Source organism: Ruminococcus flavefaciens AE3010 (genome assembly GCF_000526795.1).
Lineage (GTDB): Bacteria > Bacillota > Clostridia > Oscillospirales > Ruminococcaceae > Ruminococcus > Ruminococcus flavefaciens_D.
On record NZ_JAGT01000001.1, the window covers coordinates 123,012 to 138,373 of the forward strand.

Sequence of the window (15,362 nt, forward strand, 5' to 3'; positions counted from 1 at the left end):
TTATTTTTCTTCAAGCTGAGTTGCAGCACCTATGAACAGAGGAACGTTGTTCTTGTCAACTATCATGTAAACGAAAGGTCTGTCAAGATATATGTAAACTTCCTTTTTAGGCTGAGGCATTGCACAGCCTGCTTCCATTTCGACAGATGTTACAGCTGCCGCTCTTGTGCCTTTTTCTGTTACCTCTATCTTGGTCTTGTGTGCGACCTTGCTGATAAAGAGGTTCTGTGCGCCTTCAACTGAAAGGTCGTTTATCTTTGAGAAGTCAGCTTCCTTGCTGTCAAAAGCTGTTGGCATACCGAGCTCGGAAAGAACATCGTTAAGTGTCTTATTGTAGCTGTACTCGAATTTAGGTATCATGGTGTAGAGATCGACAGACTCGGGATCCTCGCATTGTTTGAGCCCATTGAGGAGCTTTTCACCGTCAAGGCTGTTCACGTACTTTATGATATCGTTCTCACGGGGCAGTATACCTACGAAGCTGTACTCGCCGCCTGCATAGGGCTTCTTGAACGCGTCTGCGTCGCCAAGGTCGAAGTACTCACTTTCCTTGCTGTTTAATTTCTTGATAGGATGCTCCTGTCCGTTCATATCCGTAAATACTCCGTCATAGGAGAAGTAATATGGATCCTCCCATTCTGCGTCAAAATACAGGGTGTTGATGAGCATCATCAGTATTTCCTGATTATCCTTTGGAGTCAGGTCGCCCTTTTTCAGCAGGGAGGGTATCATGCCTTTGGTATTCTTATTTACCCAGCTGTTTATATCATTCTCCGTTGTCTCTGTGAAAGGTGCCTTGTAAAGCTCGGCGTTGTAGTACTTCTTATTTGTTTCAAGGAACTCATCGTAGACCTTGAATGAAGGTGTGTCCTTGAACCAGATAGAATCAGCAAGGTAAACCTTTTCCTTTTCGTTGTCGGGGAGCTTGCTGATGTAATAGGTCATATATTCGTTGAGCTGCTCCAGTGTAAGACCGTTGCCCAGGAGCTTCTCCATTTCTTCGCGGGTCTTGCCGTCAGCACCGTTGGCGGTCATTGAAAGTGCAGTGGAAATTGAGACAGGGGAGATAAGGAGATTCTCCTCGCCCTCCTCTGTTGGGGCGAAGCTTTTTTTCAGCAGGTCTATGCCCAGCTTCATCTCAGCGGCTGCAAACTTTTCGTCTGTGGACTTGCCCTCGGCAGTCTTGACGTTTACCGTGTTGTCAAGGCGGACGCTTGGAGTTTCTTCCGTGGTTTTCCAAGGCTCATGGTCAACGTTCCAGATTACTGTCTGACCGCTGTACGAATCCTTTGGAACGGCTATCTGTGCGATGCACACTGATACGACACTCTCCATAGTACGGTCTTTACTGAATGTATATACCACGGATATTGATATCTCATCGTCGGAGAAATTCTCATTTTCTATCTTGTATGCGGCTTCCATACCGCCTGACTGATAGATAGAGTCAAGGAACAGTACATTGTCCTTGAAGAAGCTGTCAGTGTATTTTTCAAGATACTCATTTGCGGGCTTTTCATTTAAGACTTTGGCGAGATATGTTTTCAGTTCGTCTGTATTTGTAATTACAGCGGCGTATCCGTTTCCGCGGCATATATCCCAGTAGCTTTCTGCCAGATCACCAACGTGCCAGCCTACTGATTTGTCATATTTTACTTCTACAGTATCGCTAAGTCCCAGCAGCTGCCTTTGCAGCTTCTGTGCGTCGCCTACTGTAAGACCATTGCCGTCCATATCTGCATTCTTCTTTCCCTGGGCTGTGAGGTGGACTGATGCTGTACCGTTTTCGCCGTATTTATTCGGATTTGCCAGTGCCTGCATTATAAGAACTATATCCGCCATATCCACCTGACCGTCGCAGTTGGCGTCGCCTTTCAGAGCGCCTTTTGTCTGTCCGCCGGGGTATTCAATAAACATATGAACATAGTAAGTGTCGAGATGAATATAGTTAAATGCCGCTGCCATAAGCTCGTATTGCTCTTCTTTAGTCTGCGCCTTTGCCTTGATACGGATATTTGTGCATTTATCACCTGATGCTACAGTGAATGTTGCCCAGTTATGCTGCTGTATGTCGAAAAGCTCTTCGGGAAGCGCAAGCTCCTCTTTCAGCTTTTCATCGTCCCAGTATACCTCAGCGTTGGTCACGAACTCATAATCGGCTTTCTCGTAAGGATTGCCCTGAAACAGAACGCTGAGATTTGCGCGGAGATCCTCGAACTCATGGCGGTATCTTTCCGCAGTCCACAGTTCGCTCTCGGGGATACATTTTTCAGTAAACAGTGCCTTTACTTCGTCCTCGCTAAGCTTTCTGAACTCGTCAAAGGTGTATTCCTTATTGCTTACAACCATATTTGAAAGACTGCCCGAAACGCCTATCTTTACAAGCTTCGTGTCTATCTTCCTTTCATTCATGTAAGCCGTTAGCTTATCGGGGATATCAGTCTTTTCAGCTAAATACTCCACATAGATGATATTTTTGTCCGCATCATCGGGGAGCTGGCTTTCGGGCACTATCCTAGCATTTATATTGTAGCCTAAGATATACCATGAAAGCTGTGTTTTTATTGTTTCTAAATCCTTGATAAGTCCGTCCTTTTCATGGTCTTCCTGACAGAAATTCACAAGCTGGGGATCGAAGCCCTTATCCTCCACCTGCGCAATGATATCAAGAGGGAGATTATCTTTCCTGCGGTTGTAGCACACAATTATGATTCCGTCGGGTGTGGACTCCTTGTCCAAAAGCCATGCGTCAAGATCATTCTCTGTGATGTACTTGTCGAGCATATTACGGAGAGCGTCAAGCTGAGTGCTTTCGTTTGACGGCATACTTATGGAAGTATCAGGCGCCGTATCATCTGCATTTGTAAGCATTACAGCAGAGGAGGAAGCTGTCATTACTGCTGCCATTAAAGCAGCAAGTATTTTCTTTGTTTTTTTCATAAAGACCATCCTTTCATAATAAGATCAGCTTTCAAGGGGAGGTATCTGCTTCATCAAGCTGTTTAAGTCTGTATTATCGGTATGATAAAGATAATATTCATCATATCCCTCAAATTTGATCGCAACGACATTCTCGTCACTGTATCCCTTTATATAGTAGGCTTCTGCCGAACACTGCTTCACAACGCCCTCAACACGAAACTGGCTTTTCATTTTTGCTCCGCTTATATGGTCGCCTATCCAGTCTGAGGATATAGGGTAACCGCCGCGGTATGCGGGAGTCAGCTCCGCAACATACCCGTCAAGGAAAGCATTATAGTACCGCTTATGGACAGGCAGATCGTACCACGGGTCTGAGCTGCCTGCGGAAGGAGCACTTCCGCCGCCTACAGCCATATCGCCACCCGAAGGATCCCCCGAAGCGCCGCCGGGGATTCCGCCATAGGCAGTACCGCTGGCACGGATGTCAGTTGTTGTGGTGAATGACGCAGGAGGTTCAGCCGTAGTTGTGGCTGTTGTAGTCCTCGGCATTGTTCTGACCGTGGTGTGCACAGCTGTAGTTGTTGCTGCTTCATGGATCGAAGCTTGCTGCGCCTGCACAGATTCGGTTGTTGAAGTGACCGCAGAGGTCTCGGTTTTGGCTGCATCAGTGCCTGTGGCTGTAGTATTGACAGCAGCCGAAGTCGTATTGGCAGCTGCTGTAGTCGTTGTAAGCGCTGTTACCGTTGTTTCCGAAGAATGGGGCAATACAGCTGGTGAAGTGGTGGTCACGCTTTCAACTACATTATCGGGAGCGGGGAGGGTATCGGGCTTTTTGAAATTATTCCAAACACCAAAGCCAATGATAAAAGCAGCGAATACTCCTGCAAAAGCAGGAACTGCTCTCTTGGCGATATATATATTTCTCTTTCTTTTCTTCTCATGTTCATCGCGGGCTTCAAGAGCACATCTTGTCATTTCTTCATATGTTTTCATAGCTGAAGCCCTCCTTTTCAAGTTCAGTCTTTAGCGCTTTCCTTGCATTATACAGGAGATTTTCTATTTGTTTTCGTGATCTGCCTGTTATTTTGGCAGCTTCTTCATTGCTGAAGCCCTCAAAATAGGTCAGATACAGTACCTGCTGATAGTCCTCCCTGAGCCTGCACATAGCATGACGAAGATTTATCTTCTGCTCGGTCATGAGGTAGCTCTGTTCAAGATCGGTCTCGTCGGAGAGAGTGCTGTAGTCGTCGAGAGAAACATTTCTGCTTCGGCGGTCACGCCTTATATGGTCAGCGGCAATGTTTCTGCCGATAGTATACAGCCATGTCTTGAAGGAGCTTTTGCCGTTGAATTTCGGCTTTTTAACAGCAAGTTTTATGAATGTGTCCTGCACACAATCCTCGGCAGTACTGAAATTGTCAGTATAACTGCGCAGATACAGCAAGAGTCCGTCGCGGTATTCGCGGACGAGCTCTGCCATACCGCTGTCATCGCCTGCAAGGAAACGGCGGTAGCTACTTTCACCGTTATCCATGTATGGGACTCCTTTCGCGTCTGTTTTACGCTCTTATTTATTAGACGTAATGAGAGCTGCAAAACACTAAGCAGATTTCATGTTAAAATATAAAAATATGTCCGAAGTAATCTTACTAATAATCTATCATCTCAGAGTATTATTGTCAATAGATTTATTATTAACAGGAAAGCTGAGCAGGATATTAAGAAAAAATTAAGGTTTTCGGCAGGCTAAAAATAAGAATAGCCATTTATAATATTGACAGAAGAACAACAGGGCGGTAAAATATATAAGAACAATTACGTTTTTACTGCCGAAAGGACTTTTATCATGATAAATATCGAAAATTCTTCCATACTTGTGGTCGATGACGACCACGACATAGTTAACGCCATCGCTGCGCTGCTGACCCGTGAGGGATATAATGTCTGCAAGGCATACAACGGTCTTGAAGCTATAGACTCCCTTATGCAGAACGATATACAGCTCATACTCATTGACGTTATGATGCCCAAGCTGGACGGGCTCTCGGCAATGATGAAGATACGCGCCACAAAGAACATACCAATAATAGTACTCTCTGCCAAGTCCGAGGACAGCGACAAAATACTCGGACTTTCCATGGGAGCGGATGACTACATAACCAAGCCATATAATCCTATGGAGCTTGTGGCACGTGTGAATTCAAATCTGCGCCGATACCTGAGCCTCGGTGCGGCAGACAGCGTTCAGAAGGCGAATGTTGTGCGCATAGGCGGTCTTGTTCTCGACAGGGACGCAAAACAGCTTTCCGTGGACGGTTCTCCCGTGAAGCTCACTGCAACAGAGTACAAGATAACAGAGCTGCTTATGACCAATGCAGGGCGGATATTCTCCGCAGAGGAGATATACTCCCGTGTATGGAACGAGGACTCTTACTCTATTGAGAACACCGTAATGGTACATATCCGCCATATAAGAGAAAAAATAGAGATAAATCCCAGTGAACCCCGCTACCTTAAAGTAGTGTGGGGGATCGGATACAAAGTGGAGAAACAATAGGAGTGATAATATGATCCTTAAAAAACGGCTTACGCGCATAATTGCATTCATAATATCATGTGTGCTTGTGGGTATATGCGTTTTTCAGTGTGTATTCATAATCAATGACAATATGCGTCAGATAGAAGAACGTCAGGGACGCAGCGACGTTATGGAAAGCTATGATTATACCCATGATATGAATGAACTTTTCGACAGACTATGGGCGATAAGCAGTATCTATCTCAGAAATACCGACAAAAACGGCAGATATACCTGTTCGGAGCAGTACAAAAGCTCTGTGAAGCAGGCTCTTACTGAACTCGGGCTTATGGACAGCAAAGGCAGGATCACGATCAATAATCCCCGTGGTTTTGAGTATATGGCAAGCTGCGGAGAGAGTGTGCTCACATATGGATCAGAGACAAAGGAGGCTCTCAGCAGCGATTACAGCTTAGAGTATTCAAACGGAGGAATCGCAAGAATACCATTGGGAGTAAACTGGTATTTTAATACTGATAAAAGGTGGTACACCACAAACTACGGACTTACATACTATAAGATGTGCGGCTCTCTGCCTAAAAATGCCGTTGCGCTGTATGATTTTGACACCACAGGACTGGACAGCTATACTGATGAGCTGGGAGCTACCATATACTATAAGACGGACGGAACTACTCCCGTGCCCGATAATGTAGACAGCATCAGAGACAGTGCCGAAACCGCTAACCGTGAGGCGTTTGACCAGTTTGAACATGACAGTGACACGGAGTATTATCTTCCGGGAGAAGAATACCCCTATGATAATTACGGCGCAGATAACAGCACTTATGTAGGGGATATGTCCGAGATCACGGATACCGATGCTTATATGTTTTTTGACGAGAACAGAAGAAGCTGGTACAAGGTCAGCAAGAGCACATTCAAGAAGTATGATCAGAGCAGCAGCGACATCACTATATACATCAAGCCCACAGACAACATGATAGCCGAGTATAAGCAGTACCACGCTCAGAGGGAGACAATGGAGCAGGATTCTGTACACAAGGCAATGCCGCTCCTGCCCGTAGGCATAGCAGGACTTATTATAGGGCTGCTCCTGCTGTTCTGCTGCGGCTATAACGCAGAGAAAAAGAAGTTCGTGCTTTCAATGCCAGACCATATCTTCGCGGAGCTGCCTGTTTGCTTCATCGGCGGTGCTATAGGCGGAGTTGCTGCAATGACATACGGAATGGACGAGATAAGATCAGTCCTTGCCGAGTATTACACCAACGTAGATATGGGCGGTATTATTACAGGAAGTGCAATAGTTGCATGCTACGCCATAGGTCTGGGCAGTCTTATAACTCTTTCCACACGTATCAAATGCGGAAGCTTATTCAAGACATCTCTCATTTGTAAAATAATTGCTTTCATATGGAAAAAGCTCAAAAAGCTTTGCAAGCTCATAAGCAGCTATACTTCAAGGAAGTGCGGCAGGCTTCGCAGCAGACATATTGAGCGCAATGCTCTGAAAAAAGACCTGTTCCTGCGCAGATTCCTTATCCGTACTGCAATTGCGGTCGCAGCTGAATTTGTATTGTTCATTGCTACTATTCCTGTAAGAGAGATTGAAGCATTTTTTGTCGGTTCGATTTTTGTGATCGTTTTGTATATTATTTTCAGCTTCCGTGACCATGCAGAGATTGCAGGAGTTGCAAAGCAGATAGCCGATATGAACGGCGGCGATTATTCTCCGAGACTTGTTCCCGAGAAGTCTCCTGCATACGGCATGACACAGAATCTCAACAATATCTCCGACGGCATAAGAAGTGCAGTTGACAAGCAGGTGCAGTCCGAGCGTATGAAGATAGAGCTGGTCACAAATGTATCCCACGATCTGAAAACGCCGCTGACCTCCATAATCAGCTATATTGATCTGCTTTCAGCCGAGGAGATGAGCCCTGCGGCAAGGGATTACGTTACGATCATCAGCCAGAAGTCCGACCGTCTGAAAGCAATGGTGGCAGACCTCTTTGACCTTGCAAAAGCCACCAGCCGCTCCGATATGAATAGTGAACAGATAGATGCTGTGATACTCACACAGCAGGTATTGGGCGATATGGCGGATAGGATAGCTCAGTCGGGTATGGAAGTGCGCACGGACATCAAGGCGGAGTCAGCTCCCATAATGGCTGACGGAAAGAAGCTGTACCGTGTTATGCAGAACCTTATTGACAACGCGCTGAAATACTCCATGGCAGGTACAAGGGTGTATGTTTACCTTGAAAACGACGGGAAGAACACCCATATTTCAGTGAAGAATATATCTGCCGAGGAAATGGATTTCACTCCCGAGGAGATTACAGAGCGCTTCACAAGAGGCGACAAATCAAGAACTACAGAGGGCAACGGTCTTGGACTGTCTATAGCCAAGAGCTTCACGGAAGCCTGCGGCGGCTCTTTTGAGATAGTGATTGACGGAGATATGTTCACAGCAAATGTAACTCTGCCCCTTATAGAAAAATAAATCGGTAAAGCCCGCTCACATGAGCGGGCTTGCTATTTCAAGGCAGATGTATTATAATTAATGTGTATTGATACACTGATCACATCAAGGAGCACTGCATTATGCATTTTGTTGAAGCAAAGGGGCTGCTGTCCTCAAAAAACGGAATGAATATATACCGCGGCTGCACTCACGGCTGCATTTACTGCGACAGCCGCAGTCTGTGCTATAATATGACCCATGCCTTTGAGGACATTGAGGTAAAAAGCAATGCACCTCAGCTTCTGGAAAAGGCTCTGCGCTCCAAGCGGAGAAAGTGCATGATAGGTACTGGCTCCATGTGTGACCCTTATCTGCCCATAGAGGGAGAGCTCAAGCTCACGCGGAAATGTCTTGAGCTTATTGAGCAGTATCAGTTCGGAGCAGCTGTGCTCACCAAATCCGACCTTATCATGCGCGATATTGACCTGCTTGCTTCCATAAATCAGCAGCAGAAGGCAGTAGTCCAGATGACCATGACTACCTATGACGACAAGCTTTGCAGTATCATCGAGCCTGCGGTATGCAGTACCCACAGGCGCTTCAAGGTCCTTATGGAGATGAAACGCAGCAATATCCCCACTGTTGCGTGGCTGACGCCGTTTCTGCCCTATATAAACGATACCGAGGAGAATCTCCGCGGACTTCTTGATCACTGCGGAGAAGCATGCGTCAAGGGCATTATCTGCTTCGGTATAGGTCTCACGCTCCGTGACGGCAACAGGGAGTACTTCTATTCGGCGCTTGACAGGCATTTTCACGGACTCTCCGACAGATACCGCAGGGAATACGGCAACGCCTATGAGATAGTCAGTCCTAACCATGACAGACTTATGAGGATATTCAATGAGTTCTGCGAAAAATACGGCATCATGCAGAACAGGGAGTGCTTTGCATATCTCAGCGAGCTTCCCGAAAAGTACAGGCAGCTCACACTTTTCTGACAAAGATGTGTGTAAAACGTAAAAATGGAAAATAGGACTTGATTTTCAAAAAACATAGTGATATAATATAATAAGATTTACAGGGGAGCTTGCAGTACAGGCTGAGAGGAAGGTGTGACCTTCGACCCTTCGACCTGATTTGGTTAATGCCAGCGTAGGGAGTGTGCTTTTCAGAAGATACATTCGGGAAACTGCGCATGGCGGTTTCCCGATTTTTTGTTAGGAGGTATCGGAATGGTAAAGATAAACGGAGAGCTTCTCGACAAGGACGGCAAGACCGTTTCGGAAATGCTTGCTGATATGGACATAAGCAGTCAGCGCGTAGCCGTAGAGCTCAACGAGGAAATAGTTCCAAAGGCTAAGTATGGCGAGACTGTGCTGAAAGACGGCGATAAAGTCGAGGTAGTCCGCTTTGTGGGAGGCGGCTGATAAGTGATACCCACAAGAGAAGAAATGTACGCCGCTCTTGAAAATAGACACGGCGCGGAGCTCCAGAAGAAGCTGAGCACGGCTTCCGTTGCTGTCTGCGGACTGGGAGGACTTGGCTCCAATATCGCCATCGCACTTGCAAGGGCAGGTGTGGGGAAGCTCCATATAATTGACTTTGACAGAGTGGATATCTCAAACCTCAACAGGCAGCAGTACTTTCCCGAGCAGCTTGGACAGCTGAAGTCTGACGCCCTTTATGACACATTGAAGCGCATTGCGCCATACTGTGACATCAGAAGTGAGTGCGTTAAGCTTGACGAGGAGAATATCCCACAGCTTCTTGCAGATGATGATATTATCGTTGAAGCCTTTGACAAAGCCGAACGGAAAGCCATGCTGGTGAACTGTGTGCTGGAGAATATGCCGCAGAAATATCTGGTATCGGGTTCGGGAATGGCTGGGATAGCCCCCTCCAATACGATAACCACAAAGCGCATCACAAAGCGCTTTTACCTTTGCGGTGACGGAGTAAGCGATGTTGCCGACGGAATGGGACTTGTAGCTTCGAGAGTGCTTATCTGCGCAGGCCATCAGGCTCACGCAGTCATAAGGATAATTGCGGGAGAATACGATATAAATTGAGAATGTAGAATTGAGAATTTAGAATTAATGTATGATGACAATAGTTTTACTATCTGATATGTGAACGAAGCGAACTCCTTCATTCTCAATTCTTAATTCAAATCAAAAGGAGTAATCACAATGAAAGACGATAAATTAGTAATCGGAGGACATGAGTTCTCCTCACGTTTTATACTGGGTTCGGGAAAGTATTCACTGAGCCTTATCGAAGCGGCTGTAAAGTACGCAGGCGCTGAGATAATCACACTGGCTGTACGCCGCACAAACTCCAAGGAGCATGAGAATATCCTTGACTATATCCCAAAGAACGTTACTCTGCTCCCCAATACATCAGGCGCAAGAAATGCAGACGAGGCTGTTCGTATCGCCCGTCTTGCAAGAGAGCTTGGCTGCGGCGACTTCGTAAAGATCGAGATAATGCGCGATACAAAGTATCTTCTTCCCGATAATCAGGAAACTGTCCGCGCTACGGAGATACTTGCAAAGGAGGGCTTCATAGTAATGCCCTATATGTATCCCGACCTCAACACCGCCCGCGACCTTGTGAACGCAGGCGCGGCTTCCGTAATGCCTCTTGCTTCGCCTATAGGCTCAAACAAGGGACTTGCCACAAAGGATTTCATACAGATACTCATTGACGAGATAGACCTGCCAATAATCGTTGACGCAGGTATCGGCAGGCCCTCACAGGCTTGCGAGGCTATGGAAATGGGAGCTGCCGCAGTTATGTCAAATACAGCACTTGCAACAGCAGGCGACCTGCCCGTAATGGCAGAGGCTTTCAGACAGGCGATCGAAGCAGGCAGAAAGGCTTATCTTGCAGGTCTGGGACGTGTTCTCACAAGAGGAGCTGCTCCCTCTGATACGCTGACGGGCTTCCTCAGAGACTGATGATTCATCTTGAAAAGGTAAACGGCGGCAATATCCGCGGCATACTTGAGCTCAGTGTTGATGAGAGTCAGGAATACTTTGTTGCGGATAACAGAACGAGCATAATCGAGGCTTATGCCACGCTTAACAGCGGCGGACATGTATTCACATTCGGTATATACGATGATGAAACTCCCGTTGGCTTTGTAATGATAGGCTTCGGTACCGATGAATACTGGTATGAGCCGCCGAAGATAGCCGAAAACACATACAATATCTGGCGCTTTATGATAGACAGACGCTTTCAGCACAGGGGCTACGGCAGGGCTGCATTGCAGCTTGCAATTGACTTTATCCGCACATATCCATGCGGCAAGGCTGAGAAGTGCTGGCTTTCATATGAGCCTGAAAATACAACAGCCGAAAAGCTGTACAGCTCCTTGGGCTTTGAGCCAAACGGCGAAAAGGACGGCGATGAGATAATTGCCGTGCTGAATCTGTAAAGAAGGTAATTTAATGGAAAATCACTATTTTGTGGACTCGGATAAGCTCTCCGAGGCTGCACTTAAAAAGAAGCACACACTTGAAACCGACCCGTCTTCACGTACAAATCATATGGAGTACATGGAGGGCATGGAGCGTATCAAGTCCGATATAATGGAAAGAGTTCTCACGGAGATGAATAGCTACGACTATTCGCAGTATACTGCCCGTGATGTAAATGCTGCCCTCAACCATGATGTATGTACGGTGGAGGACTTCAAGGCGCTGCTTTCTCCTGCCGCAGAGCCTTTTCTTGAGAAAATGGCTGCAAAGGCAAGACTTGAAACTCAGAAGCACTTCGGCAACACGGTATACCTGTTCACTCCGCTGTATATTGCCAATTACTGTGAGAACTACTGCGTATACTGCGGCTTCAACTGCTATAACGACATCAAGCGCATGAAGCTCAACATGGAGCAGATAGAGCATGAGATGAAGGTCATCGCCGACAGCGGCATGGAGGAGATACTCATTCTCACAGGCGAGAGCCGTGCACAGAGCGATGTTAAGTACATCGGCGAAGCCTGCAAGCTTGCCCGTAAGTACTTCCGTATGGTGGGCATTGAGGTCTATCCGCTGAACACCGACGAATACAAGTACCTCCATGAGTGCGGCGTTGACTACGTTACCGTCTTTCAGGAGACCTACAACAGCGACCGCTATGAGCAGCTTCATCTTCTCGGTCACAAGAGGATATTCCCGTACCGCTTTGAGGCTCAGGAGAGAGCTCTTATGGGCGGTATGAGAGGTATTGCCTGCTCGGCACTTCTGGGACTTTCCGATTTCAGAAAGGACGCTCTTGCAAGTGCGCTCCACGTTTACTATTTGCAGAGAAAGTACCCGCAGGCTGAGATATCACTGTCATGTCCCAGACTTCGTCCTATTATCAACAACGATGAGATAAATCCCCTTGACGTACACGAGAAGCAGCTCTGCCAGATACTCTGCGCCTACAGAATATTCCTGCCATTCTGTGGTATCACGGTTTCTTCCCGTGAGAGCGAGACCTTCCGCAACGGTATCGTAAAGATAGCCGCAACTAAGGTCTCCGCAGGCGTTTCCACAGGTATCGGCGACCACGAAAGCAAGTACACGGGAAAGGAGAGCGACTCGGCAGAGGGCGACGAGCAGTTCGAGATAAACGACAGCCGCAGCTTCGATAAGATGTACAAGGATATGTCCTCTGAGGGACTCCAGCCCGTGCTGAATGACTACCTCTATGTCTGATATTATTTGCGTAACTGCGAGAAAGCTGTGCGGCGGTGATTTTTTGGAACAGCTCAGCAAAATAGCGGAAGCCGCTCCCAAATACATCATTCTACGCGAAAAAGACCTTGACGGACCCGACTACCGCGCTCTTGCGGAAAAGGCTATGGAGATATGTCAGGGGAGCACAACAAGACTCATACTCCACTATTACTGGGGAACTGCCATAGAGCTTGGCTCGGACAGCGTGCATTTGCCCCTGCATATTCTTCGGGAGCTCACAGCTGAGGACAAGTCTCGCTTTTCGCTTGTAGGCGCTTCATGCCACTCAGTCGAGGACGCAAGGGAAGCAGAGAAGCTGGGAGCGAATTACATTACCGCAGGACATATTTTTGCTACAGACTGTAAAAAGGGACTTCCGCCAAGAGGGCTTGATTTTCTACGCGAGGTATGCAAAAGCGTTGATATACCTGTCTATGCAATCGGCGGTATTTCTCCCGAAAATTTTCCTCAGGTCACAGAAGCAGGAGCATCGGGTGCATGTGTTATGAGCGGATTTATGAAATGCGCTGAGCCGAAAGATTTGTTGAACCAATTCATCAGGAAGTGATAGATTTGAAGATAGAAAAGAAAGACCTGCTGCTGTATGCAGTCACCGAGAGGAGCTGTCTCCGCGGCAAAAGCCTTGAAGAAGCGGTGGAGCAGGCTATACTCGGCGGAGTTACCTGCGTACAGCTCCGCGAGAAAAATATCAGCCAGGACGAGCTTATCGAAGAAGCTAAGAAGCTTCTTGCGATATGCCGCAAATACAATGTGCCCCTTATCATCAATGACGACTACGAAGCGGCGCTGAAAAGCGGCGCGGACGGCGTTCACGTCGGCATCGAGGACGCTCCCGTTGCGGAGATACGCAGGATAGCAGGGGAAAGCTTCATAATCGGAGCAACTGCCAAAACTGTGGAGCAGGCAAGGCTTGCGGAAGCCTCGGGCGCTGATTATCTCGGTGTTGGAGCTGTATTCCCGTCGCCTACAAAGACAAACGCCATAAGAATAACTCCACAGCAGCTCAGCGAGATATGCGGCTGTGTGACTTTGCCTGCTGTTGCTATCGGCGGTATTACAGCTGAAAATGTCCGTGAGATAAAGGGCTGCGGTCACAGCGGTATCGCGGCGGTTTCAGCCATATTCGGAGCTGAGGACGTAAGAGCGGCTGTGCAGGAGTTGTGCTCCGCTGTAAAGGATACGTTATGATATAAAAAAGCTGCGTATGATACGCAGCTTTTTTCGTGTGTGTTATTTGCAGCAGATACCGAACATTTCACAGAGTATCTTCCAGATGTTGCACATAATAATATCCCTCCTGTATGTATTTGTCCTCCGAAGACAATATTATTATAGCATGGGAGATACGCTTATTCAATGCAAAATTACTGGCAGAAATCTTTCCGTTTTATATGGTTCAGTTAAGGAAATAAATGGCGACTGCAAGATATGTCGCAAAGCCCAGCCATACCAGATAGGGGATATTCAGCCGTGCAGCAAGGGGTGATATTCTTCTGAACGATAATATCATCGCACCCACCAGCAAAAACAGGATCACAGCCACAGCAGCTGCAAGCCCAAGAGCGCGGAAACGGAAGAAAAAAATGCTCCATGAAAAGTTCACAGCAAGCTGTATGTAGTAAAGCCGCAGAGCAGATGAACGGCGGATCTCGTTTTTTCTGTTGTTCCATATCATATAGGCAGAAACGCCCATAAGTGCATAGAGTATTGTCCATACTACGGGAAACAGCCAAGGCGGCGGAGACAGTGGCGGTCTGATCATCTCAGAGTAAAACGATGTGAAGTCTCCTGCAAGAAGTGCCGATAATGCGCCCACAAGCTCTGCTGTAACAACAAAAATAAGCAGATCCGTCAATTTGAATTTTTTCATAGTATTACCTCTTTTGGTTTGATAGTAAATACTATGTCGGATCTGCTCATATTATGTCTATTTCAATGGATAAAGGCAGTCATAGACTGCGTAGAATTTCAAAGGGATATGCTTGTCGATATGGCACTTGCCGAAGAACCATTTCTTGTAGGTGCAGTTCTTGATGATGTCCTCGAAAAATGCGTGTACCTCGAGGTGCTCCAGCACATCGACTCCAAGGCACTCCTTTAGTGAAGCAGGAGGCTCATGGGTAATAACGTAGTCCACCTTGTAGTTATGCTCTTTAAGGTTGGCAATGCCGTCCAGTATCTCCTGATGAGTGGGCTGTTCACGCTCCCACCAGTCGATATTTCTGCGGAAGTCTATATCCTGACTGTGACCGCCGCCGAAAGTGAAGATCTTCTTTTTTTCAATGGTATAGACCTGTCCGCGGAGAAGATGAAACACGTTCTTTTCGATCTTCCGTATTTTGCCGCCGTTCCATGTTTCAAGGGGATATTTTTCAAGCAGGTCGTAATTTTCATGACAACCGTCCACAAAAGCTATTCTGAAATTTTTCTCGGAAAGCCTTTTAAGATTAGCCTGTTCCTGTTTGGAATTATCCCATAAAAAGCCGAAATCGCCTGCTATGATAAGGGTGTCGCCGCGGGATAATTTTTTCATTTCAGAGCTTTTAAAGCGCGTGATGTCTCCGTGGGTGTCTCCTGTAACGTAGATCACATTAAAACCTCCGTTCTGTATTGTCTTTTGTTCTTTTAGCAGCTGTTTTTTCTGTACTGCATTCTGTGTTTATTATTGTAGCATATTTTT

The 15,362-nt window shown here is 46.8% G+C and carries 15 protein-coding genes and 1 riboswitch; of the genes, 10 read left to right on the forward strand and 5 right to left on the reverse strand.

Annotated features, from left to right (window positions below; all coding sequences use genetic code 11):
* The 3 genes from N774_RS17850 to N774_RS0100620 are packed head-to-tail and all read right to left on the reverse strand — an operon-like array spanning window position 1 to window position 4,456.
* Entirely contained in the window at window positions 1-2,940 is a 2,940-nt protein-coding gene (locus N774_RS17850; protein WP_024859374.1) for a serpin family protein, read from the reverse strand.
* 24 nt (window positions 2,941-2,964) lie between these two features.
* Window positions 2,965-3,915 (reverse strand): hypothetical protein, encoded by a 951-nt coding sequence (locus N774_RS0100615; RefSeq protein WP_024859375.1) that lies wholly within the window; start codon window positions 3,913-3,915, stop codon window positions 2,965-2,967.
* On the reverse strand, window positions 3,902-4,456 hold the full coding sequence (locus N774_RS0100620) for an RNA polymerase sigma factor (protein WP_024859376.1): 555 nt from the start codon (window positions 4,454-4,456) through the stop codon (window positions 3,902-3,904). Before N774_RS0100620 ends, N774_RS0100615 begins: the two co-directional genes overlap by 14 nt.
* Window positions 4,457-4,768: 312 nt before the next feature.
* On the opposite strand from N774_RS0100620, the gene N774_RS0100625 reads away from it, so the two are divergent.
* From N774_RS0100625 to thiE, 10 genes are all read left to right on the forward strand, one after another.
* Window positions 4,769-5,479 (forward strand): response regulator transcription factor, encoded by a 711-nt coding sequence (locus N774_RS0100625; RefSeq protein WP_196231509.1) that lies wholly within the window; start codon window positions 4,769-4,771, stop codon window positions 5,477-5,479.
* A 10-nt stretch (window positions 5,480-5,489) separates the two neighbouring features.
* Entirely contained in the window at window positions 5,490-7,967 is a 2,478-nt protein-coding gene (locus N774_RS17855; RefSeq protein ID WP_024859378.1) for a sensor histidine kinase, read from the forward strand.
* A gap of 101 nt (window positions 7,968-8,068) precedes the next feature.
* Window positions 8,069-8,929, forward strand: a complete 861-nt coding sequence (locus N774_RS0100635) for an SPL family radical SAM protein (RefSeq protein WP_024859379.1) — start codon at window positions 8,069-8,071, stop codon at window positions 8,927-8,929.
* Window positions 8,930-9,000: 71 nt separating this feature from the next.
* Window positions 9,001-9,107: riboswitch (TPP riboswitch) on the forward strand.
* A 56-nt stretch (window positions 9,108-9,163) separates the two neighbouring features.
* Complete coding sequence (gene thiS, locus N774_RS0100640; protein WP_024859380.1) at window positions 9,164-9,358, forward strand: sulfur carrier protein ThiS; 195 nt, start codon at window positions 9,164-9,166, stop codon at window positions 9,356-9,358.
* 3 nt (window positions 9,359-9,361) lie between these two features.
* A complete protein-coding gene (gene thiF / locus N774_RS0100645) occupies window positions 9,362-10,000 on the forward strand; it encodes a sulfur carrier protein ThiS adenylyltransferase ThiF (RefSeq protein ID WP_024859381.1) in 639 nt (212 codons plus the stop codon).
* A gap of 120 nt (window positions 10,001-10,120) precedes the next feature.
* Entirely contained in the window at window positions 10,121-10,891 is a 771-nt protein-coding gene (locus N774_RS0100650) for a thiazole synthase (protein ID WP_024859382.1), read from the forward strand.
* On the forward strand, window positions 10,891-11,373 hold the full coding sequence (locus N774_RS0100655; RefSeq protein WP_024859383.1) for a GNAT family N-acetyltransferase: 483 nt from the start codon (window positions 10,891-10,893) through the stop codon (window positions 11,371-11,373). Before N774_RS0100650 ends, N774_RS0100655 begins: the two co-directional genes overlap by 1 nt.
* 13 nt (window positions 11,374-11,386) lie before the next feature.
* Entirely contained in the window at window positions 11,387-12,640 is a 1,254-nt protein-coding gene (gene thiH, locus N774_RS0100660) for a 2-iminoacetate synthase ThiH (protein WP_024859384.1), read from the forward strand.
* A complete protein-coding gene (locus tag N774_RS0100665; protein ID WP_024859385.1) occupies window positions 12,633-13,229 on the forward strand; it encodes a thiamine phosphate synthase in 597 nt (198 codons plus the stop codon). Before thiH ends, N774_RS0100665 begins: the two co-directional genes overlap by 8 nt.
* Entirely contained in the window at window positions 13,226-13,870 is a 645-nt protein-coding gene (gene thiE, locus N774_RS0100670; RefSeq protein WP_347495846.1) for a thiamine phosphate synthase, read from the forward strand. Before N774_RS0100665 ends, thiE begins: the two co-directional genes overlap by 4 nt.
* Window positions 13,871-14,078: 208 nt before the next feature.
* On the opposite strand, the gene N774_RS0100675 is transcribed toward thiE, so the two are convergent.
* Window positions 14,079-14,552, reverse strand: a complete 474-nt coding sequence (locus tag N774_RS0100675; RefSeq protein WP_024859387.1) for a TspO/MBR family protein — start codon at window positions 14,550-14,552, stop codon at window positions 14,079-14,081.
* A 57-nt stretch (window positions 14,553-14,609) separates the two neighbouring features.
* On the reverse strand, window positions 14,610-15,272 hold the full coding sequence (locus N774_RS0100680; RefSeq protein ID WP_024859388.1) for a metallophosphoesterase family protein: 663 nt from the start codon (window positions 15,270-15,272) through the stop codon (window positions 14,610-14,612).
* Between the last annotated feature and the right edge of the window lie 90 nt (window positions 15,273-15,362).

Excerpts from the sequence above, each read along its gene's own strand:
- thiH (WP_024859384.1), top strand. The coding sequence starts at position 11,387 with ATGGAAAATCACTATTTTGTGGACTCGGATAAGCTCTCCGAGGCTGCA.
- N774_RS0100675 (WP_024859387.1), bottom strand. The coding sequence starts at position 14,552 with ATGAAAAAATTCAAATTGACGGATCTGCTTATTTTTGTTGTTACAGCA.
- N774_RS0100655 (WP_024859383.1), top strand. The coding sequence starts at position 10,891 with ATGATTCATCTTGAAAAGGTAAACGGCGGCAATATCCGCGGCATACTT.
- N774_RS0100650 (WP_024859382.1), top strand. The coding sequence starts at position 10,121 with ATGAAAGACGATAAATTAGTAATCGGAGGACATGAGTTCTCCTCACGT.
- N774_RS17855 (WP_024859378.1), top strand. The coding sequence starts at position 5,490 with ATGATCCTTAAAAAACGGCTTACGCGCATAATTGCATTCATAATATCA.
- N774_RS17850 (WP_024859374.1), bottom strand. The coding sequence starts at position 2,940 with ATGAAAAAAACAAAGAAAATACTTGCTGCTTTAATGGCAGCAGTAATG.
- N774_RS0100635 (WP_024859379.1), top strand. The coding sequence starts at position 8,069 with ATGCATTTTGTTGAAGCAAAGGGGCTGCTGTCCTCAAAAAACGGAATG.
- N774_RS0100625 (WP_196231509.1), top strand. The coding sequence starts at position 4,769 with ATGATAAATATCGAAAATTCTTCCATACTTGTGGTCGATGACGACCAC.
- N774_RS0100620 (WP_024859376.1), bottom strand. The coding sequence starts at position 4,456 with ATGGATAACGGTGAAAGTAGCTACCGCCGTTTCCTTGCAGGCGATGAC.
- N774_RS0100615 (WP_024859375.1), bottom strand. The coding sequence starts at position 3,915 with ATGAAAACATATGAAGAAATGACAAGATGTGCTCTTGAAGCCCGCGAT.
- thiS (WP_024859380.1), top strand. The coding sequence starts at position 9,164 with ATGGTAAAGATAAACGGAGAGCTTCTCGACAAGGACGGCAAGACCGTT.
- N774_RS0100665 (WP_024859385.1), top strand. The coding sequence starts at position 12,633 with ATGTCTGATATTATTTGCGTAACTGCGAGAAAGCTGTGCGGCGGTGAT.